17 protein-coding genes and 2 pseudogenes are annotated in these 18,689 nt (G+C 68.3%); 7 read left to right on the plus strand and 12 right to left on the minus strand.

Annotation, left to right across the window (positions count from 1 at the left end; all coding sequences use genetic code 11):
• Positions 1-1,138: pseudogene (locus DQW50_RS17980) on the minus strand (hypothetical protein); the annotation flags it as partial.
• A gap of 313 nt (positions 1,139-1,451) precedes the next feature.
• Between DQW50_RS17980 and DQW50_RS16740 the strand changes: the two are divergent.
• Positions 1,452-3,317 (plus strand): aldehyde ferredoxin oxidoreductase family protein, encoded by a 1,866-nt coding sequence (locus tag DQW50_RS16740; protein ID WP_112080401.1) that lies wholly within the window; start codon positions 1,452-1,454, stop codon positions 3,315-3,317.
• A 120-nt stretch (positions 3,318-3,437) separates the two neighbouring features.
• Positions 3,438-4,229 (plus strand): aldo/keto reductase, encoded by a 792-nt coding sequence (locus DQW50_RS16745; RefSeq protein WP_112080402.1) that lies wholly within the window; start codon positions 3,438-3,440, stop codon positions 4,227-4,229.
• 30 nt (positions 4,230-4,259) lie between these two features.
• Here the strand turns inward: DQW50_RS16745 and DQW50_RS16750 are convergent, their stop codons facing one another.
• The 3 genes from DQW50_RS16750 to DQW50_RS16760 form a co-directional block, all read right to left on the minus strand.
• Complete coding sequence (locus tag DQW50_RS16750; protein WP_112080403.1) at positions 4,260-4,493, minus strand: DUF2892 domain-containing protein; 234 nt, start codon at positions 4,491-4,493, stop codon at positions 4,260-4,262.
• Positions 4,494-4,584: 91 nt separating this feature from the next.
• The gene (locus DQW50_RS16755; RefSeq protein ID WP_112080404.1) at positions 4,585-5,016 is read right to left on the minus strand and encodes a universal stress protein; all 432 of its coding nucleotides are present in this window, start codon (positions 5,014-5,016) and stop codon (positions 4,585-4,587) included.
• Positions 5,017-5,112: 96 nt separating this feature from the next.
• Positions 5,113-5,643: a cupin domain-containing protein gene (locus DQW50_RS16760; protein ID WP_112080405.1), complete on the minus strand. Its 531-nt coding sequence runs from the start codon at positions 5,641-5,643 to the stop codon at positions 5,113-5,115.
• A gap of 170 nt (positions 5,644-5,813) precedes the next feature.
• On the opposite strand from DQW50_RS16760, the gene DQW50_RS16765 reads away from it, so the two are divergent.
• The gene (locus DQW50_RS16765; RefSeq protein WP_112080406.1) at positions 5,814-6,557 is read left to right on the plus strand and encodes an OB-fold nucleic acid binding domain-containing protein; all 744 of its coding nucleotides are present in this window, start codon (positions 5,814-5,816) and stop codon (positions 6,555-6,557) included.
• Between the two features lie 93 nt (positions 6,558-6,650).
• Here the strand turns inward: DQW50_RS16765 and DQW50_RS16770 are convergent, their stop codons facing one another.
• From DQW50_RS16770 to DQW50_RS16780, 3 genes are all read right to left on the minus strand, one after another.
• Positions 6,651-7,667 (minus strand): NADP-dependent oxidoreductase, encoded by a 1,017-nt coding sequence (locus DQW50_RS16770; protein WP_112080407.1) that lies wholly within the window; start codon positions 7,665-7,667, stop codon positions 6,651-6,653.
• Positions 7,668-7,755: 88 nt separating this feature from the next.
• Positions 7,756-8,316: a GNAT family N-acetyltransferase gene (locus DQW50_RS16775; RefSeq protein WP_112080408.1), complete on the minus strand. Its 561-nt coding sequence runs from the start codon at positions 8,314-8,316 to the stop codon at positions 7,756-7,758.
• Complete coding sequence (locus DQW50_RS16780) at positions 8,313-9,584, minus strand: TIGR00300 family protein (RefSeq protein ID WP_112080409.1); 1,272 nt, start codon at positions 9,582-9,584, stop codon at positions 8,313-8,315. The genes DQW50_RS16775 and DQW50_RS16780 overlap by 4 nt, the downstream gene beginning before the upstream one ends.
• A gap of 251 nt (positions 9,585-9,835) precedes the next feature.
• On the opposite strand from DQW50_RS16780, the pseudogene DQW50_RS16785 reads away from it, so the two are divergent.
• Positions 9,836-11,138: pseudogene (locus DQW50_RS16785) on the plus strand (RNA-guided endonuclease InsQ/TnpB family protein).
• Between the two features lie 76 nt (positions 11,139-11,214).
• Here DQW50_RS16785 and DQW50_RS16790 read toward each other — a convergent pair.
• The gene (locus DQW50_RS16790) at positions 11,215-13,047 is read right to left on the minus strand and encodes a site-2 protease family protein (protein ID WP_112080416.1); all 1,833 of its coding nucleotides are present in this window, start codon (positions 13,045-13,047) and stop codon (positions 11,215-11,217) included.
• A gap of 118 nt (positions 13,048-13,165) precedes the next feature.
• Between DQW50_RS16790 and DQW50_RS16795 the strand changes: the two genes are divergently transcribed.
• A complete protein-coding gene (locus DQW50_RS16795) occupies positions 13,166-13,405 on the plus strand; it encodes a hypothetical protein (RefSeq protein ID WP_112080411.1) in 240 nt (79 codons plus the stop codon).
• A 37-nt stretch (positions 13,406-13,442) separates the two neighbouring features.
• Here the strand turns inward: DQW50_RS16795 and DQW50_RS16800 are convergent, their stop codons facing one another.
• From DQW50_RS16800 to DQW50_RS16810, 3 genes are all read right to left on the minus strand, one after another.
• Positions 13,443-15,191, minus strand: a complete 1,749-nt coding sequence (locus tag DQW50_RS16800) for a methyl-accepting chemotaxis protein (RefSeq protein ID WP_112080417.1) — start codon at positions 15,189-15,191, stop codon at positions 13,443-13,445.
• 157 nt (positions 15,192-15,348) lie between these two features.
• Entirely contained in the window at positions 15,349-16,332 is a 984-nt protein-coding gene (locus DQW50_RS16805; RefSeq protein WP_112080412.1) for a 5,10-methylenetetrahydromethanopterin reductase, read from the minus strand.
• A 1-nt stretch (position 16,333) separates the two neighbouring features.
• Positions 16,334-17,092, minus strand: coding sequence for a coenzyme F420-0:L-glutamate ligase (locus DQW50_RS16810; RefSeq protein WP_112080413.1), 759 nt, complete (start codon positions 17,090-17,092; stop codon positions 16,334-16,336).
• 248 nt (positions 17,093-17,340) lie between these two features.
• Between DQW50_RS16810 and DQW50_RS18675 the strand changes: the two genes are divergently transcribed.
• Positions 17,341-17,469, plus strand: coding sequence for a hypothetical protein (locus DQW50_RS18675; protein WP_255417653.1), 129 nt, complete (start codon positions 17,341-17,343; stop codon positions 17,467-17,469).
• Between the two features lie 104 nt (positions 17,470-17,573).
• The gene (locus DQW50_RS16815) at positions 17,574-18,077 is read left to right on the plus strand and encodes a DUF367 family protein (protein ID WP_112080414.1); all 504 of its coding nucleotides are present in this window, start codon (positions 17,574-17,576) and stop codon (positions 18,075-18,077) included.
• Between the two features lie 66 nt (positions 18,078-18,143).
• Here the strand turns inward: DQW50_RS16815 and DQW50_RS16820 are convergent, their stop codons facing one another.
• A complete protein-coding gene (locus DQW50_RS16820) occupies positions 18,144-18,506 on the minus strand; it encodes a DUF5518 domain-containing protein (protein WP_112080415.1) in 363 nt (120 codons plus the stop codon).
• Positions 18,507-18,689: the final 183 nt, after the last annotated feature.

Here is an 18,689-nt window from a genome sequence, read left to right on the forward strand (position 1 = left end):
CGCCGTTCGCGTCGTCGCCCTCATCAGCGTCGTCGCCGTCGTCCATGTCGTCGCCGTTCGCGTCGTCGCCCTCATCAGCGTCGTCGCCGTCGTCCACGTCGTCGCCCTCATCCGCGTCGTCGCCCTCATCAGCGTCGTCGCCGTCGTCCATGTCGTCGCCCTCATCCGCGTCGTCCGCGGCTTCGAGCGTGATCAGGGCGTCCCCGCCGAAGTCGACCGAAAACACGCTGTGGATGTAGGTTCCGGGAGTCGACGCCTCGGTGTCGAGTTCGAACTCGACCGTCGTCGAGTCTTCACCGTCGAGATCGACGTTTCGGGTGTCGACGAGGGCCCCGTCGAACCGGTACTCGACCGGCTGTTCGATGGCGAACGCGTTCGGATTCGTCACGGTGGCAGTCACCGAAACGGGGTCGCCGACGGTCGCGTTCGCCGGCGCGGTCAGGTTCGACACGCCGAACGACTGGATCGTCTCGACCACGAGCAACTGTGCAACCGCCCCGTCCTCACGGGTGTACACGCCGTGGAACGACGTCCCGGTGTCTACCCCGGTCGTGTCGACGGTCGTGTTGAACTCGGTGGACTCGCCCGCCTCGAGGGTGACCTCCTCGCGGACCAACACCTCGCCGTCGAACCGGAACGCCACTTCCTGTGTCTCGGCGACGTCGTTGGGGTTCGTGACCGTCGCAGTGACGTCGACGGACTCGTTACGCTCGACGACCTCGGGAGCCGTCAGGTTCGAGACGGCGAACGACTCGCCGGTGGTCGGCTCCTGAACGGTCACGTTCGCGGTGTCGACCACGGCGCTCCCGTTCGCGACGTAGGGGCCGTCGTCGGTGCCGTTGGTCGCGACGAAGTCGTACGTCTCGTTCCCGTTCGTGTCCAGATGCGGCATCGCGATCAGCGTCTCGTCTTCGCTCAGCTCCGACTCGTTGAACGTCGCCCCGGGCACGTCGTACAGGGTGACGGTTACGTTCTCGTGGAGGCCGGGTTCGAGGTACTCCGAGACGCCGATGACGCTCTCGAGTACGGCCCCGTCGAGGAGGCTACTGTCGTGTATCGCCACGAACCCTCCCTCCGAGGCGTTCACCGACTCGACGGTGACCGTCGTGCCGTCCGTCTGCTGGTCCGCGAACGACACCGTCGCCGTCGGCCCGTTACCCGCATTGCCTTGGTTTTGTGCACCGACGAGGCCGACCATGCCTACGGCGGATACAAGTAGAATAGCCGTCATGACGACGGCGAGTGACTTTTTTATGGAAGAATCCATGAAACAAACCACCACCCGAGGTTGTAAAAATGTGCCTTGAATGTCACGATTTGGCAACAGTCACGTACTTCGGGAGGTCGGTCCCGACGGTGTCGAGATCGGCCGCTGACGGGCTCCACCGGGAGGTCGACGGGGCTCGAGGTCGCGGCACACACTTTTGTACGACCGGGGTGATGTCGTGTCGATGGCAGCCACGACCGACGGAGCCACGACCGGCGACGTACCGAACGAGATGCGTCACCTGCTCCGGGTGAACCTCTCGGAACGAACCGTCGGGACCGAGGAGGTTCCCGAGTCGTACCGGAACACCTTCGTCTCCGGGAAGGGGCTCGGGGCAGTGATGCTCCTCGACGAGCTTCCGCCCGGAACCGACCCCTTGTCCCCGGAGAACCCGCTGTTCTTCACCTTCGGTCCGCTCACGGGGCACGCGCCGGGTACCTCACGATACGGGGTCGTGACCAAGTCGCCGCTGACGGGTACGTTCGTCGACTCGTACTCGGGCGGGCACTTCCCGTCGATGTTCCGGTTCGCGATGCCGAGTTACCTCGGCGTCGTCTTCGAGGGGAGCGCCGACGACCCGGTCTTACTCCGCGTCGACGACGGCGAGGTCTCCATCGAGGACGCGGACCACCTCTGGGGGAGCCACGACGCCCGCGAGACCGCAAGGGAGTTCGCCGACCGCAACACCAAGGTCGCCGCGATCGGGCCGGCAGGCGAGAACCGGGTTCGGTTCGCGACGATCTCGAGCGACGAGGCCTCACATCACGCCGGCCGCGGCGGCGTCGGCGCGGTGATGGGAAGCAAGAACCTCAAGGCGGTGGTCGCCACTGGAACGAAACCGGACGACGGCGAGCTACAGGACCTCCGGATCGACCACATGCGGCGGCTGGGCAACGGCACGGAGACCGAGTGGGCCCGGGAGGGCGGCACACAGATCATCGTCGACTGGACCCAGGAGGTCGGCGCGCTCCCCTCGCACAATTGGACCGAGGGAACGATAGACGACGTCGACACCCTCAACATCGACGCCTTCGAGCCGGGGCACCGACGGCCCGACTCCTGTTACAACTGCCCGATCGCCTGCGGGCACGTCACCGACTTCGCCGGAACCGACGTCGGGGGCGCGTTCCCGGACGCCAGCGTCGCGTGGGGGCCGGAGTACGAGACGATCGGGATGATGGGCGCGAACACGGACATCACCGACGTGACGGGCGTGACGGAGCTCGCGGACCGCGCCGACCGGCTCGGGATGGACACGATCTCGCTGGGGAACGTCGTCTCGTGGCTGATGGAGACGAGCGAGCGAGGGATCGTAGAGTTCGATATCGAGTTCGGCGACGCCGAGACGGCCGCCGAGGTCGTCGAGAAGGTCGCACACCGCGAGGGGATCGGCGACGCGCTCGCGGAGGGGACCGTCGGCGCGGCGGAGCGCCTCTGTCCGGACGACCCGCGTGCCCGTGAGGCCGCGGTCGAGGTGAAAGGGATGGAGCTACCGGCGTACGACCCGCGCGCATCCCTCAGCATGGCGCTCGCGTATGCGACCTCCGACCGCGGCGGCTGTCATCAGCGCGCGTTCCCGATCGGGTCGGACGCGCTGGGCGGGGAGCGCGACCCGTTCGACACCGAGGGCCACGCGGCGGCCGTGGTCGACGAGCAGAACGAGGGCGCGCTCTCGTTCAGCATGGTCGCGTGCGACTTCACCGCCTACAACTACGAGCGCGTCGCCGAGTGGCTCCGGGAGTTCGGCTACGACCTGACCGTCGACGACCTGGAGACGGTCGGCGAGCGGGCGTGGACGATGACCCGCCTCTTCAACCTCCGGGAGGGGTTCGACCGCGAGGACGACAGCCTCCCGGAACGGCTGACGCGGCCGCTGGAGTCGGGCGGTCCCGCCGACGGCAACCGGGTAACCGAGGCGGACTTCGAGACGATGCTCGAGGAGTACTACGACATCCGCGGCTGGACCGAGGAGGGCGTCCCGCAGAAAGCGACGATAGAACGGCTGGATCTCGAACCGTTCGTTCCGGATGAGGTCGAGATCGGGGCCTGAGTCGGCGGCTCGCGGGACCCTCCCCGAACGCGTTTCCGAACCCATTAGTCGCGCGAACGACCACGTCGGGACGTGCCTTCCTCAGAGCAGTCGTCCGACAGCGTGACGCGAGCGAGCGGGATGCCGGTCCTCGGGCTCGGGACCTGGGAGAACGAGAACCCCGCACAGTGTGCCGAAAGCGTCAGAACCGCCCTCGAGACGGGGTATCGACACGTCGACACCGCACAGGCGTACGGCAACGAGGCGGCCGTCGGCGAGGGGATCGCCACAGCCGACGTCGACCGCGAGGACGTCTTCCTCGCCACCAAGGTGTGGATCTCGAACCTCGCGTACCAGGACGTCATCGAGACGACGGAGGAGAGCCTCGAGGCGCTCGGCGTCGACGCCGTCGACCTGCTGTACGTCCACTGGCCGGCGGGCGCGTACGACCCCGAAGGGACGCTCCCGGCGTTCGACGAACTCCACGACCGCGGGCTGCTAGACCGGGTCGGCGTCTCGAACTTCGAGCCCGACCACGTCGAGCGGGCCATGGACGTCCTCGACGCGCCGGTCTTCGCGAACCAGGTCGAGACGCACCCGTTCTGTCAACAGACGGAGCTCCGGGAGCACGCCGAAGAGCACGGCTACGAGATCGTCGGGTACTCGCCGCTCGCGCGCGGCGCGGTGTTCGACGACGACGTGATCCGCGGGATCGCCGCGAACCACGACGCGAGCGCGGCACAGGTCAGCCTGGCGTGGCTCCGCGAGCGGGGCGTGACGGCGATCCCCAAGGCCACGGGCGAGGAGCACATCGTCGACAACTGGGCGAGCCGTGACCTCGGGTTGACCGACGAGGAACTCGAACGGATCGACGGCATCGGGCGATACTCCCGGGAGGTCCACCCGGACTTCGGCCCGGACGCCTGGGAGTAGACGCCGATCGCAACGGTTCGTGTGGGCCGGTTATCGCGTCTCGTCGGGCGAGACCGAGCAGGTGTCGACACCCAGAAGTGAGTATAGCCCACACGTCCCCGTCACGGCGGTGACGAGCATGACGATCGCGACGACGCCGAGGACCGGCGACGCGATCGCGGGGAGCGGAACCGATCCGGCGAGCGTGGCGAGCGAGATCGTCCCCGACACCGCGCCGACAGCCGTCCTGACACGCGCGTCCATGGAACCGACGTTCTTGTCCATACTGTACACTACTCTCGGTACAAACTAAAGCCTGTCGACGGACGTCCGGAGAAGAGGTGACCGTCGCCGAACGACCGTCACCGAACGACCGTCACCGAATGACCGTCACCGGGACGATCGCCTTGTCGACCACGCTCTTCGCGACGCTGCCGACGACCTGTTCGCGCTCCTCGGAGAGTCCGCGGTGTCCGACGAAGATCGCGTCGGCGCCGGTCTCTCCGGCGAACTCCGTGATCGCGTCCGCGGGCCGTCCGGTGAGCAGTTGCGTGTCGACGTCGATCTCGCTCCCCGCCTCGTCGGCGCGGTCGACGGCGACCGACCGGGCGTTCTCGAGGACGCGTTCGCCCTCCTCGACGGCCGCCTCCTCGCCGGGGAGGACGAGCATTCCGTCGATCAGTTCGGAGTTCGGCGTCAACACGTGAGCGATCACGAGCGTGGCGTCGAACGCGGCCGCCTGGCGCGCGCCGTACCGGACCGCTTCGTCCCCCAGCGTGGATCCGTCGGTGGCTACGAGGTAACGCATATCCGGAGGTTTCGTCGCGACCCACATAACTCCTGTCGGGCGTTCCCGGGTCGTGACGGGACGGGAGTCGCAACGGCGACGGCGAACGCCCGTCCGCTACCCCCCGTCCCAGTAGTCGACGGTGTCGTCGACAGCGTAGTAGCCCTCCAGCGAGCGCTCCCCCCGGCCGCCGGGTGGGGAGCCGACGTACACGCCGAACGTCCCCGAGTCGGGGTACACCGTGACGTCCGGCTCCACCATCGTCGAGATGACGAGGTACCGGAGGGGCGCCTCCGAATCGTTGATCACGCGATGACCGCCGGACTCGTCGGCCGGGAGCGCGACGTACGTGCCCGCCGAGACGTCGTGAGTGTCGCTCGCCCCGGAGTCGTCCGTCCCGGGGTCATCCGCCCCGGAGTCGTCCGTTTCCGCCAGCCGTATCGCGCCGGTCCCCTCGAGGACGTAGATCGCCTCCTCGTTCGCGGTGTGGTAGTGGTACGGCCACGACCTGTGGCCCGGCTGTAACTCGTACAGGCTACACCCGATCGCGTCGCCGTCGGCCGCCTCGCTCAACTGCTTCCGCTCGAACCGCGCCTCGCCGCGGTCCGTCTCGGTCCACTCCAGATCCGCCTCGTTCACGAGTCCCATGGTCCACCCACGGAACGGGAGCGCAAAGTTCCGGGGGCGTCGACGGCGACCGCGACGTCGTGGACCTTTATCAGCCGGCCACCCGAACCGGACGACGTGATCCCCTCCACGACCGGCCCGTCGGCACGCACGTTCCCGACGATTCAGTTGAACCCACTCGTCCCCCGCCGATGTATCTGACCCTCCTCGGAGCCCTCTTCGTCGGACTCGGTTTCGCGATGGCGTGGTACGGACTCCGACCGCTCGCGGTGCTCCCACAGCTCCTTCGAGCCGAAGTCCGGCGACCCGAGGCGGTGACGGACGCCGACGCCGGGGAGTTCGTTGCGGTCCGGGGAACCGCCCGCGACGCGGGAGAGACCCTCACGGGTCCGTTCAGCGGGATCGGCTGTCTCGGCTTCGAGTTCGAGGTCACGGAGCGCCAGCCGTTCCCGATCGGGATCCCGTGGCTCGACGCCCGCCTCGACGACGGCGTCGCGACCGCCCGGTTCGCGCTGGAGGGGGCCGGCAGGGACCTCGCCGTCCACCCGTCGTCGCGGCGGTTCGCGCTCGACACGGCGTCGACGGTCGTCCGCGTCGGTGCGAAGGAGACGCCGCCTGACCGGATCCGGCGGTTCGTCGACGCCCGTGAGGGGCTGGATCCGGTCGCCGGCTGGATCGCGGCGCTTCCCTTCTTCGGTGCCCGACGCTACGTCGAGCGTCGGATCGATCCCGGGAAGACGTACCTCGTCGCCGGACGGGTCGATCGCGGGGAGGGAGGCGAGAACGGAAGAACCGGCGTCGCCCTCACGGGCGACCTCGTGATCGCGGATCGGTCGATCCGCGGGCTCGCACTCTCGCGGCTGTGGCGGGCCGCGTTCCCGGTCCTCGTCGCCGTCGGGTTCGTCGTCGTCGGGCTGTGGGGGATCGCGGCGTGAGATCGAAGTAAGCGGTCGCGGTACGGTCCGGTAGTCGTTTCCAAACGGTTGTGTCGTTCGAGATCGACGAAGAGAGCAACCTCTCGACCGCCGTCACGACGACCCGGAGACCCGCACGACCTGCTTCCCGACGTTGTCGCCGGAGAAGAGCCCGAGGAAGGCCTCGGGTGCGTTCTCCAGCCCCTCGACGACGGTCTCCCGGTGCTCGATCTCGCCGTCCGCGACCCACCCCGAGAGCCGGCCCAGTGCCTCGTCGAACCGGCTCGCGTAGTCGCTCACCAGCAGTCCCTGGACCCTGGCGCGCGGCGCGATGAGGAGCGGGAGCTTCCGCGGGCCGGTCGGCGTCTCCTCGGCGTTGTAGTGGGCGATCTGGCCACAGACGGCGACCCGCGCGTCGAGGGTGAGTTCGCGAAAGACCGCGTCCGTGATCGGGCCGCCGACGTTGTCGAAGTAGACGTCGACGCCGTCGGGGGCCGCCTCGGCGAGCGCTGTGCCGTAGTCGTCCGTAGTCCGGTAGTTGATCGCGGCGTCGAAGCCGAGGTCGTCGACGAGCCAGTGGGTCTTCTCGTCGGTGCCCGCGAAGCCGACGACGCGACAGCCGTTCAGCGTCGCGATCTGTCCGACGACGGAGCCCACCGCGCCCGCCGCGCCGGAGACGACGACCGTGTCGCCCGGCTTCGGCTCGCCGACCTCCAGCAGGCCGAAGTACGCCGTCCGCCCGGGCATCCCCAACACGCCGAGGTACGCCGGCGGGTCGGCCACCGACGGGTCGACGGGGGCGACGTCGTCGGCGTCGAGGAGCGCGTGGTCGGCCCACGTGCCGTTCCCGGTGACGAGGTCGCCGGGCTCGTACCGGTCGTCGTCGCTCGCGACGACCTCGCCGACGACGCCGCCCTCCAGCGCGTCGCCGACACCCCACGGCTCGGCGTACGACTCGGCGTCGCGCATCCGGCCGCGCATGTACGGGTCGACGGAGAGGTAGCGGACGCGGACGAGGAGCTCGCCCGGGTCGGGCTCGGGACGGTCCCGTTCCCGGAGGTCGAAGCAGTCGAGGGACGGTTCGCCGCGGGGCCGTTCCGCCAGGATCCACTCGCGCGTGGCGTCGGTCATGTCCCCCCTTTACGCCCGCGAGTCAATAGCCTTCGGACGGCGGAGGGGGGATCGGGTGTCGACGCGTTACGCTCGCATCGCTCGCCCCTCAGTCGGCGCTGGCGTCGCCGACCTGCCGGGCGACCATCTCCCCCCACGGCTCGAAGCCGTGCCGGTCGTAGAACGCCCGTGCGCGCTCGTTTTTCGGGTCGACGTCGAGCACGATCCGGTCGAGCGGGAGGTCCTGATCGGCAGCGAGGTCGACCACGGCGTTCATCAACTCGTCGGCGACGCCGGTTCCGCGGTACTCGGGCGCGAGGTAGAGCTCGTTGATAACGGCGGCGTCCCAAATGAACGCCAGCTGTTCGGGCAGACAGAAGACGTAGCCGACGAGGTCGGGACCGCTCCCAGCAACGCTCACGGCCGCCTCGCCGTCGTCCCCGTCCGTCCCGTCGACCGCGACGGTCACACAGCGCGGCTCGTCGGCGACACAGCGGTCGACCCACGCCAGCCACTTCTCCCGGTAGTCGGCGGTGAGCTTCCCGTCGTAGGCCGCCGCCTTGTCGTCGCCGCCCGTGTTCTCGCCGAGCCCCCGCTCGAAGGCGGTCTTCAGCCCGTAGAGCGCATCGGCGTCGGTCGTCGCGTCGTAAGGGCGGAGCTCGACGCTCACGCGTGCTCACCCGCCCCCGCGACCGCCTCGAGGTCCTCGTCGAGCACGAACTCCGCGAGCGTGGGCACGAACGTGCCGATGTCGGTGACCATGCCGACCGCCTGCGCGGAGCCGCGGTCGAGCAGTTGCGTGACCGTGGCCGGGTTGATGTCGACACAGACCGTCTTCGTCGTCGAGGGGAGACAGTTCCCGACCGCGACCGAGTGGAGCAGGGTCGCGAGCATCAGCACGATGTCGGCGTCGTGAGCCTGATCGCGGATCGCGTCCTGGGCCTCCACCGCGTCCGTGATCGTGTCGGGGAGCGGGCCGTCGTCGCGGATCGACCCCGCGAGCACGGTGTCGACGTCGTTTTTCACACACTGGTACATCACGCCCTCGGTGACGATCCCCGCCTCGACGCCTGCCTCGATCCCGCCCGCGCGGATGATCTCCGAGATGGTCCAGATGTGGTGTTTGTGTCCCTTCCGCGGGTGCTCGAGCGTCTCGACGTTCATCCCGAGCGAGGTGCCGTACAGCGACCGCTCGAGGTCGTGGGTCGCGAAGCCGTTGCCCGCCGACAGCGAGTCGACGTAGCCGGCCTCGACGAGCTTCGCGAGCGCGTCGCCCGCACCCGAGTGGACGACCGCGGGGCCGGCGACCACCATCACGTTCCCGCCGGCCTCCTTCACCTCCCGAAGCTCCGCGGCGACCTCGCGGATCGTCGACTCGGAGGGGCGCTCCGAGGAGACGCCGCCCTGCATGAACCCGAACGCGCCGCCGCTCCCCCGGGGGCGCTCCGGCGGGTTCACGCGGATCCCCGACTCGTCGGTCGCGACGAGGTCGCCCTCCTCGACGGCGTTGAGCACCTTCGTGTACGCCCGCGGCTTCCCCCCCGGGCCGTCCGGGTCGACGATCAGCGCACAGTCCATCTCGATCCGGTCGACGTCGACCCACTCGCCGTCGTATCGAACCTCGGTCGGGTGATTGGTCGTTGAGTAGAAGTCCGGGGGGACGACCTTGTCGCCGGGGGCGGCGACGAGCGTCACGTCGGAGGGGTCCTCCAACACCGCCCCGTTCTGGTGGAGTTCGTGGAGGATCGCCCGGAGCGTCCCCTCGTCGTCGGCGGAGACGCGCATTCGACAGTACGATTCGGCCTTCTCGTGGGTCCCCACGTCGAACTGCTCGACGTCGAAGGATCCGCCGAGGTCCATCACCGCCCCGAAACAGCGCTGCATCGTCCCGCTGTCGATGATGTGGCCCTCGATCTCGACGGTTCGCGAGTGGCTCATACCTGTCCGTGTCCCCCCGCGGAGAAACGCGTTTCCCCTGCGGCCGGCGTTGCTGTCGGCGGAGGCGTCGTCGACGGCGACCTCGACCGATCAGCGTTTTCGAGGTGGAGCCTCCGGCCTCAAGGAGCGACCGAAGCGTAGCAAAGGGAGTGAGTAGGCCGGAGAGGAAACCGACATGGTACGACACAACCGGCATACTGCGACCGACTGACTCCCGAATGTATAAGTACCGTTAAATACTCTCTGAAGTTATGGACGTGCGTCGAACTGCCGTCGTGAAACTCGACCTTTCCGACGAGCAACGTGATGCACTCCACCGAACTGCCGAGCAATACCTGTATTGCGCGAACCGAACCGCCGACTACTGTTGGTCCGACACCACCTACACCGAGTGCAGAACCAACAAGAGACAGGTTCGTGACGCACTCTACTCCGAACTTCGAGAGGAGACAGACCTACAGGCACAACTCGTCCAAGCCGCCATCAAACGCGCCGTCGAAGCCGTCAAAGGCGTTATCGAACGGTGGAAGAAAGGGCAGCGTGTCTCTTGCCCGACGTTTACCGCTGAAACGATGGACTACGACGCACGGAGCGCGACCTTCTACCGCAACAAGGTATCGCTGGCAACCATCGAGGGGCGGATCGAACCATCGTTCGTTCTCCCGGCAGACAGCCCGACGCCCTACGAGCGGTACGTTCTCTCCGAGGACTACGAGTTCCGCGAAAGTACGGTTCGATACGACGCGGTGGACGACGAGTTCTACATCCAACTCTCGACGCGGCGGATAGACGGTGACGCAGAGGTTTCGGAAGATACCGGGCACCCCGACCAAACGGTCCTCGGTATCGACCTCGGCGTCAACTCGTTGGCAGTCTCCTCGACCGGTACGTTCTGGCAGGGAGACGACTACGACCACTGGTGCCGTGAGTTTGAGAAGCGGCGTGGTGAGATACAACAGCGCGGCACACAAGCCGCGCACAACGCCTTGCTTCGCCTCGGGAAGCGCGAAGAAGCGTGGCGGAAACAGTACATCCACACGGTCGCTAACGAACTTGTCGCGGAAGCTGTCGAACACGACTGCGACGTTATTGTGTTCGAGGAGTTGACCGACATTCGAGAGCGGCTTCCGCAGGCGAAGTGGCACCACGTTTGGGCGTTCCGACGCCTCTACGAGTACGTCTCCTACAAAGCGCCCGAACACGGCATCTCCGTGGAGCAAGTCGAACCGAACTACACGTCTCAACGCTGTTCTCGGACGGATTGTGGGTTCACGCACGAGGACAATCGCCACGGAGAACACTTCTGTTGCCAGAAGTGTGGCTACGAGGTGAACGCGGATTACAACGGTGCGAAGAATATCGGGCTCCGGTACGCCCGAAAGCGGACACACAGACTCCGTTCCTCGCCCAAGTCGGGGAGCGGAGACGCAGAAGTAGACCTGCGTGTGAATGGTGGGACGTTCACAAGAGCGGAGCTCTTGTGAGCCAACCAGAACGCAAAGCGTTCTGGTGACGTTGAACGGCGAGAGTCACCGGCCTATTGCTGGTGACTGATTGCCGGGAGTCCACATCAAAGCCCCACCCTCAAGGACCGAGGCGCGTATGCGCCGAGGGAGTAGGGTGGGGTAGTTTACATCAGCCCGAGCGCCGAGAGGATCTGGTTGCCGAACACCATCGCCACCAGCCCGAAGAGCATGACCAGCCCGGAGGAGACCGTGATCGTCCGGACGGCCGCGTGCCGGTCGCCGATCGGGAGCCGGCTCACGACCGCCTCGGCGACCATCCGGAGTATCCGTCCGCCGTCGAGCGGGAACGCGGGGAGACAGTTGAACAGCGCGAGCTGGATGTTGATCCAGCCGGTCCAGAAGAGCAGGTTCGCCAGCAGGAACGCGCCACTGCCGAGGACGGCGAGCCAGCCCTCGAGGACGTAGAAGTTGGTTATCCCGCCGGCGAACCCGGCGAAGTTGAACGGGAGCCCGAACAGGCTGCCGAGCGGGAGGATCAGCGTGACGAAGACGAGCCCGAGCGCGGAGTCGGCGAGCCCGCCGAGCGGGACCCCGTCGAGCGCGCCCTCGCCGCCGTCGCCCCCGAGCAGCCCGAGGTACGCACCGGCCGGGTACTCGGAGACGCCGACGTCGTCGAGCGCGAGCCCGCTCGTGCCCGGGAAGACGCTCACGCCGATGAACCCGCCCTCGCGGTCGGGATGAGGATCGAGCTCGACGTCGTAGCTGACGCGCTCGTCGTCGGCGGTGTACGCGACCACCTCGACGGTCGTTCCGGGCTCCCGTTCCTGGAGCGTCGCCGCCAGCGCGTCGTCGTCGCGGATCCGGTCGCCGTCGATCTCCACGATCGTGAGCGGTTCGCCGACCGTCGCGCCCGCGTCGTGTATCGGCCCGCCCTCCTGGACGCCGACGGTGTACGCGCCGATCGGCACCTCGCGTTCGGTGCCGTTGGCGCCGTCGACCCCTTCGATCGCCACGGTCGCCCGTTCGTCGTCGCCGACCGCAGTGAGGAACTCGCCTTCGGTCCGCACGGGCTCTCCGTTCACCGCGGTGACGGCGAACGGCTCCTCCCTCACGGTGACGCCGAAGGGGTTGTCGCCCGCCGAACCGATCGCCTGTAGCTCGCGTTCGACGGTGACCTCGCGTTCCTCGTCGCCGTCGTCGACGACCATCGAGACGTCCGCGTCGGCCTCGGCCACGACTGCCTCGAACTCGGTGGCGTCGGCCACCGGCTCGCCGGCGACCTCGACGATCCGGTCGCCCCGCGCGAGGTCCGCGTCGGCCGCGGGCGACCCCGGAGTGACCTCGCCGACCGCGTAGCCGGGCGCGACGCCCATCGCACCCACGACGGGGCCGAAAAGCAGGGCGAAGACGACCGCCGTGAGGACCACGTTCGCGGTGACCCCGGCGGCGAACATCCGGGCCCGCGCGCCGCGGGAGGCCTCCTGGGTCGCCTCCTCGTCCGGTTCGACGAACGCGCCGACGGGCAAGATAGCGAGGAACACCAGGCCCATCGAGTCGATCTCGATGTCCTCGACCCGACATAACAGCCCGTGTGCCCCCTCGTGGACGACCATCGCGATCGCGAGCCCGCCGACGATCTCGGCCGCGACCGAGAGCGGGAGGAACTCGTTGACGCCGGGGATGATGAGGAAGTTCTGCGGCTGCTGGATCGCGGAGGGTTGCGTGGACGAGAGCGTGGAGAGCCCCGAGGAGACGATGAGGACGAACGAGCCGACCATCGCGACGAGCGCGCCGCCAAGCCCGAGGTTCGCGACCGCGCGCCAGAAGCGCTTCGGTCCGGCGAGTCGTTCGAGGAACGCCCGCCCGCGACGGGTGTGGAGGGTCGTGAGCGGGCCCGAGATCCGCACGGAGTCGGGGAGGATTCCCCGGTTTCGGAGCCACGTCATGGCCACCGTGTACGCGAGGACCCCGGTCAGGACCCACAGCACCGTGTTCATGTCGAACCCGTCAGGGTCGGCCGGGTGTAAGACGTTCGGTTCGGCGAACCGGGACCGGGTCACGCGGAGCCGGCCAGCGAACTAAAACCCCAAGTACCCCCCCGTCCAACGTCCGGTCATGATCGCGCTCCTCGAGTTCGTGACGCGACTGGTCGGCGACGTCGGCCGGTTCCTCGACATCTTCGCGAACGACCTGATCCTCGGCGCGGGCGACCCGCTCTCGGCGGTACTCGTCCTCGTCGGACAGGTGTTGATCGTCGCCTCAGTGACGGCGCTCGGCTACGCTGTGGTCGGCGCGCTCCTCGACGAGATCGGCGTGAAGCTTCCCTCGCTCGGCGGCCGCGGCCCGAGCGAGTAGCGTCCGCTCCCATCGTTCGACGACGACCGCGATCGAGTCAGTCGTCGCTCGGAGTCGGGGGGGAGTCCGTGGCCTCCACCACATCCACCGTAGCCGCACCCACCGTCGCCGTCTCCGCCGAAGCGTCCGTGCCGGCCGTCGGGACCGTGAACTCGTCGAGCGTCGCCAACAGTTCGTCCGACTGATCGGCGAGGGTGTGGACACGCCGGGTCACCTCCGAAACCGTCGCGGTCTGTTCTTCGGCCGCCGCCGCGACGGTTTCCGCCTCCGTCGCGGTCTGTCCGCTGACCTCCGCGATGTCGTCGACCATGTCCACGACCTCCTGTGTGGTCCGGGCTTGGTCGTCGGTCGCGTCGCTGATCTCCTGGACCGTCTCGTCGACCGTCGTCACGCCCTCGACGACCTCCTCGAACTCGTGGAGGGTAGTCTCGATCGTGTCGACGCTTTCGGCCACCTGCGACTCCATCGCCTCCACGTCGTCCGCGGTCTCCGACGAGGCAGTCTGTACATCGTCGATCCGCCCGGATATCTCAGCGGCCTCCTCGCGAGTCTCCTCCGCGAGCGACTTCACCTCGTCGGCGACGACGGCGAACCCGTCCCCGGAGCCGTTCGCCCGGGCGGCCTCGATGGAGGCGTTGACCGCGAGCAGGTTCGTCTCCTCGGCGATCCCGTCGATCACGGAGACGATCTCGTCTATCTCCTCGATCCGATCGACGAGGTCCACCACCGCGGCGGACACCTCGGCGATCCGTGCCTCGAGCGTCTCCAACTCCGCGATCGCCTCCGTAGCCTCCTCACGGCCGGCGCGTCCCCGGTCGGCCGCGCTACGGGCGGTCGCTGCGGCGTCGTCCGCCGACGCCGCGATCTCCTCGACGGTCGCCGACAGCGTGCTCATCTCGCCGGAGATCGCCTCCAACTGGTCCGTCTGTGCGGCTGAACCGTCCGAGATCTCCTGAACCGATCGGGCGACCTCCGCGCTCGCGTGGTCGACCTCGTCCATGCTCGCCCGGACGTCGTCGCTCGTGGCCGCGACGTCGCCAGTGAACGACTGGACGTCGCCGACGGTCCCGCCGAGCGTGGCGACGAGCCGGTTGTAGTTCTCGACGAGTTCGGCGTACCGGTCCCGGTCGGTCGAGATCGCGTCGGCGTCGATCGTCGCCGTGAGGTCCCCGTCGCGTGCGCGCTCGGCGGCGTCGCCGAAGGCGTCCACGAGCGACTCGAGTTCTCTCGTGTACGACTCGAGGTTTACGGCCATCTCCGATAGCGACTCGCCGAACGTGCCGGGAACGTCCTCGTCGAGCACGGGGTCGTCGAACGACTGCGCCGCGAGCGCCTCCGCCTGCGCCGAGACGGTGCCGAGGTAGCGGTGGACCTCGATAAACGAGTTCACCAGGCTCCCGACCTCGTCGGGCTGATCGCTGCCGACGAGCGCGGACCCGGCGGCAGTCGGACCGGTCGCGTCGTCGACGTCGTCGAGATCACTGGCGTCGCCGACGTCGTCGAGGTCACTGGCGTCGCCGACGTCGTCCCTGATCTCCCCGGCCGCGATGGCGTCCGCGCCGGCTTCCAATCGATGGATCGGGGCGACGAAATCGCGACGCACGATGAGGAGGGTGTTGTAGATCGCCAGGATCGCGCCGAGAAAGAGGACGCCCGAGACGACGTACGAACGCGTGCCGGCGAACAGAAACGGCGTCAGGAAGATCGCGACGGTGACGAGGAACTGGATCCCGACGGCGGTGACGACCTTCCGCTCTATCGACTCCGAAACCCCCATCCGGTCCATCGTTCCCCAGAGGAGCGCCTCGTACCGACTCCGTATCCCGGCTCGTCGCTGTCGTGTCGTCGACATGTCCGACGTTCGGTGAAACCGGATAATGAAGCTCCCGCCGGAGTTATCAGACTCGATTCTCGATCCTCACCTCGTGAGAATCCGGTGGTGGTTAAAAAATGTCGCCGACCGCTTCGGCCGCGAGATCGACCGCCGGCTCCAGGTCCGGACCGAGCGGCGAGCCGACGACGAGCCCGTCCGCGTGCTCCGCGACGGCCGCCGCCCGCTCGCGGACCGTTTCGGGGGTGCCCGCCATACAGAACGCGTCGATCATCCCGGGCGTCACCAGGTCGAAGGCAGTGGAGAAGTCGCCGGCGGAGACGCGCTCGCCGATGGCCTCGGCGACGTCGACGGCGATCCCGTGACGGTCGAGCACCGGTGGGGCCGCGCCCGCCGTGATAAACGCGACCGGCGGGCGGGCTGCCTCCCGGGCTGCGGCGTCGTCCGCTGCGACCGACACCGCGGCGTAGGCGATGAGGTCGAAGTCGCCACGGCGGTCGGGCCGGTCGGAGAGCCCGTCGTCGACCTGCTCGCGGGCCCACGCGAGGTCCGTCGGGTGCGAGCCGTTGAACAACAGGCCGTCCGCGTGTTTCGCGGCCATCCGGCACATGTGCGGCCCCTCGCCGCCGACGTGGACGGGGATCCCCGCACCCTGCGGCGGTTCGTAGTTGAGCCCCGCCTCGCTGGCGTCGAAGGTCCCCTCGTGGTCGACGCGCTCGCCGGCCCACAGCTTCTGTGCTATCTTGAACGCCTCCAGCACAGGGCGGAGCCCGCGCTCGTCCGCGAGCCCGAGGTTCCGCAGGGTCGAGGGGTCGCCCGGGCCGATACCGAAGACGGCGCGTCCTCCCGAGAGTTCGTCGAGGGTGGCGACCCGGGAGGCGAGCGTGGCCGGGTGCGTCTCGTGGGGGTTCGCGACGCCGGGGCCGAGCCGGACCGACTCCGTGGCGGTCGCCAGCTGTGAGAGGACCGCCCACGGGTCGCGGTTGTTGTAGTGACACGTCGAGTAGACGGTGTCGTAGCCGACGGCCTCGGCGCGGACGCCGAGGTCGACGATGCGGTGCGGGTCGTGTTCCGGGGTGAGTTCGATACCGAGCATGTCAGTCCTCCTCGTAACGCCAGTCGCGTAACGCCTGCCGGACGAAGTCGCCCGCGACGTCGCGGAAGTGCTCGTCCGAGCCGGCGTGGTCGCCGAACGCCCAGTCGCGGACGACGACGACGGGCGTGCCGCCGTCTCCCTCGCCCGCGACGAGGTTCGCCGCCGACGCGAGTTCGTCGATCACGTTCTGGACCGTGACGCCCATCTCGCGGCCGTCGCGGTCACGTTCGCCGCGCCAGTCGCGGCTCGCGGGCATCCCCGCCCAGCCGATGGCGACCCCGCGCTGGCCGTGTCTGAACGGCCGGCCGCAGGTGTCGCTGACGACGACGCGGTCGGCCGAGAGTCCCTCGCGGAGCCGTTCCGCGCTCTCGGAGGGACGCTCCGGGAGCAACAGCAGGTCGCCGTCGGGGACGTTCGACCGATCGATGCCCGCGTTGACGCCGATGTGGCCGAAGCGGGTCGCCGTCAGGAGGAACGGCGCCTCGGTGATCAACTCCGTCGACTCCTCGAGGACGGCCTGTGCGAACCGGGGGTCCTTCTCTTCGCCGGAGACCGCCGCGAGCCTGTCGGCGACCTCGTTCGCGCGCGGGCCCGCCGGGAAGTCCGCGAGGTCGAACGTGCGCCCCTCCGCCTTGGAGACGACGGTGCTGGCGACGACGACGACGTCGTCCTCGCGGAGGTCGACGCGCTCGTCGATCAACACAGCGAGGTCGTCTCCCTCCCGGATCTCCGGGAGGTCCGGAACGGCGAACAGCTCCATACGAACACCTGCGTGTCGGCGAGGAAAAACCCCGCCGGTACCGGGCCGGTTTGACGGTAGTGGGAGGTCGGCCGGATCGACCCGACCAGCGGAGCTCTTCGTGGCACCGTCCAGTGACGGGATCCGTCGACGAACGTCGTATGTGGATAAAGATAACTCGATATCAAGTAAAGATATTAGGTCATATATCGAATACTGACCCTTTTAGCCCAACGGTTTTCCGTGGCGAGGGGCGACCACCGCCCGCGATGAGCGAACCGACGACCGAAGACGGATCGGAACCGATCGACACGCGGACGCGCGTCCCGGCCGGGGTCGACGAACACGACCCGTGCGTGAAAGACGACCCGTTCGTGACGCGGACCCGTGCCCCGTGATCTGGCGCTGACGACGGCTCCGCCCGCTTTTTTGGGCCACGTGTCTCCCGTTCGTTCCCGGCCCCGGTCGTGCGGCTTATAACCGACTCGGCCGATGACGTACCGTGGACCTCCACGTCCGGTACGAGGGCGACGACGACCCCGACAAGTGTACGGCCCGGAAGCTCGCCCGGTTCGACCTCGCGGAACTCCACCGGTCGGACCGGGCCACCCCGTACGGGGTCGTCCTCAATCCGCACGCCGAGCGCGCGCTCTCGCCGGCCGACGCGGGGACCGCCCGCGGGAACGCGCTCGTCGCGCTCGACTGTTCGTGGGAGTCGGCCGGGGAGAAGCGGTTCACGCTCGCCGGCGAGCACCGGGCCCTGCCGTACCTGGTCGCCGCCAACCCCGTCAACTTCGGCCGACCGATGCAACTCACGACCGTCGAGGCGTTCGCGGCCGCCCTCTCGATCCTCGGCGAACCGGCCCACGCGGAGCGGGTCATGGCGAAGTTCACCTGGGGCGAGACGTTCCTCGAACTCAACGAGGAGCCGCTCCGCCGGTACGCCGACTGCGAGGACTCGAGCGAGGTCGTCGCGATCCAACGGGAGTACCTCGATCGGGAGTGAGCCGGTTCCGGCGGGACGGCCCGGCTGGAGGCCGGCCTTCGAGCGGACGCCGGGGTCCGTCCCGACTCACTCGCCGACGACGCCGCCGATCGCGCCCGCCAGCGCCGAGTCGACCGCGAACAGGAACGTGAGGAAGAGCCCGACGACGAGGACGCCCGCGCCCCCGAGCAGTCCGCCGAGCGGGCCGCCGGCGAGGCCGACGAGGCCGCCGAACACTGCGAGCAACAGGGTGACGACGACCCCGCTCACGGAGCCCGCGAGCAGGCCGTGCCACGTCCCCGACAGCAGGCCGCCGCCGGCGACGTAGCCCGCGACGAACCCGCCGATCAGTCCCGCGCCGACGTGCCCGACGACCGGGGCGAACGTCGCGAGGAGGCCGGCGATCAGCATGACCACGAACCCGTAGCCGACGGCGCGCCAGTCGGTCATACTCCTCCGTAGCCGGCCGACGGGTAAATACTCGCCGTCGACACGCATTATCGTACAGGATGTCATAGAAGAGTTATCACGGTGTTTCTTTCACGATCTCATACCCGAATTGGCCGTGAGACCTTGTATGCTATTGGAACGGAATGTTTGATCGAGAAGGCCTCGTTGCTGGCGCGGTGAAGG

It is taken from the genome of Halorubrum sp. 48-1-W (genome assembly GCF_003287355.1).
GTDB lineage: Archaea > Halobacteriota > Halobacteria > Halobacteriales > Haloferacaceae > Halorubrum.

What these genes read in the sequence shown, in the direction of transcription:
- DQW50_RS16740 (WP_112080401.1), top strand. Translation starts at nt 1,452, where the DNA reads ATGGCAGCCACGACCGACGGAGCCACGACCGGCGACGTACCGAACGAG.
- DQW50_RS16745 (WP_112080402.1), top strand. Translation starts at nt 3,438, where the DNA reads ATGCCGGTCCTCGGGCTCGGGACCTGGGAGAACGAGAACCCCGCACAG.
- DQW50_RS16750 (WP_112080403.1), bottom strand. Translation starts at nt 4,493, where the DNA reads ATGGACAAGAACGTCGGTTCCATGGACGCGCGTGTCAGGACGGCTGTC.
- DQW50_RS16755 (WP_112080404.1), bottom strand. Translation starts at nt 5,016, where the DNA reads ATGCGTTACCTCGTAGCCACCGACGGATCCACGCTGGGGGACGAAGCG.
- DQW50_RS16760 (WP_112080405.1), bottom strand. Translation starts at nt 5,643, where the DNA reads ATGGGACTCGTGAACGAGGCGGATCTGGAGTGGACCGAGACGGACCGC.
- DQW50_RS16765 (WP_112080406.1), top strand. Translation starts at nt 5,814, where the DNA reads ATGTATCTGACCCTCCTCGGAGCCCTCTTCGTCGGACTCGGTTTCGCG.
- DQW50_RS16770 (WP_112080407.1), bottom strand. Translation starts at nt 7,667, where the DNA reads ATGACCGACGCCACGCGCGAGTGGATCCTGGCGGAACGGCCCCGCGGC.
- DQW50_RS16780 (WP_112080409.1), bottom strand. Translation starts at nt 9,584, where the DNA reads ATGAGCCACTCGCGAACCGTCGAGATCGAGGGCCACATCATCGACAGC.
- DQW50_RS16790 (WP_112080416.1), bottom strand. Translation starts at nt 13,047, where the DNA reads ATGAACACGGTGCTGTGGGTCCTGACCGGGGTCCTCGCGTACACGGTG.
- DQW50_RS16795 (WP_112080411.1), top strand. Translation starts at nt 13,166, where the DNA reads ATGATCGCGCTCCTCGAGTTCGTGACGCGACTGGTCGGCGACGTCGGC.
- DQW50_RS16800 (WP_112080417.1), bottom strand. Translation starts at nt 15,191, where the DNA reads ATGGACCGGATGGGGGTTTCGGAGTCGATAGAGCGGAAGGTCGTCACC.
- DQW50_RS16805 (WP_112080412.1), bottom strand. Translation starts at nt 16,332, where the DNA reads ATGCTCGGTATCGAACTCACCCCGGAACACGACCCGCACCGCATCGTC.
- DQW50_RS16810 (WP_112080413.1), bottom strand. Translation starts at nt 17,092, where the DNA reads ATGGAGCTGTTCGCCGTTCCGGACCTCCCGGAGATCCGGGAGGGAGAC.
- DQW50_RS18675 (WP_255417653.1), top strand. Translation starts at nt 17,341, where the DNA reads ATGAGCGAACCGACGACCGAAGACGGATCGGAACCGATCGACACGCGG.
- DQW50_RS16820 (WP_112080415.1), bottom strand. Translation starts at nt 18,506, where the DNA reads ATGACCGACTGGCGCGCCGTCGGCTACGGGTTCGTGGTCATGCTGATC.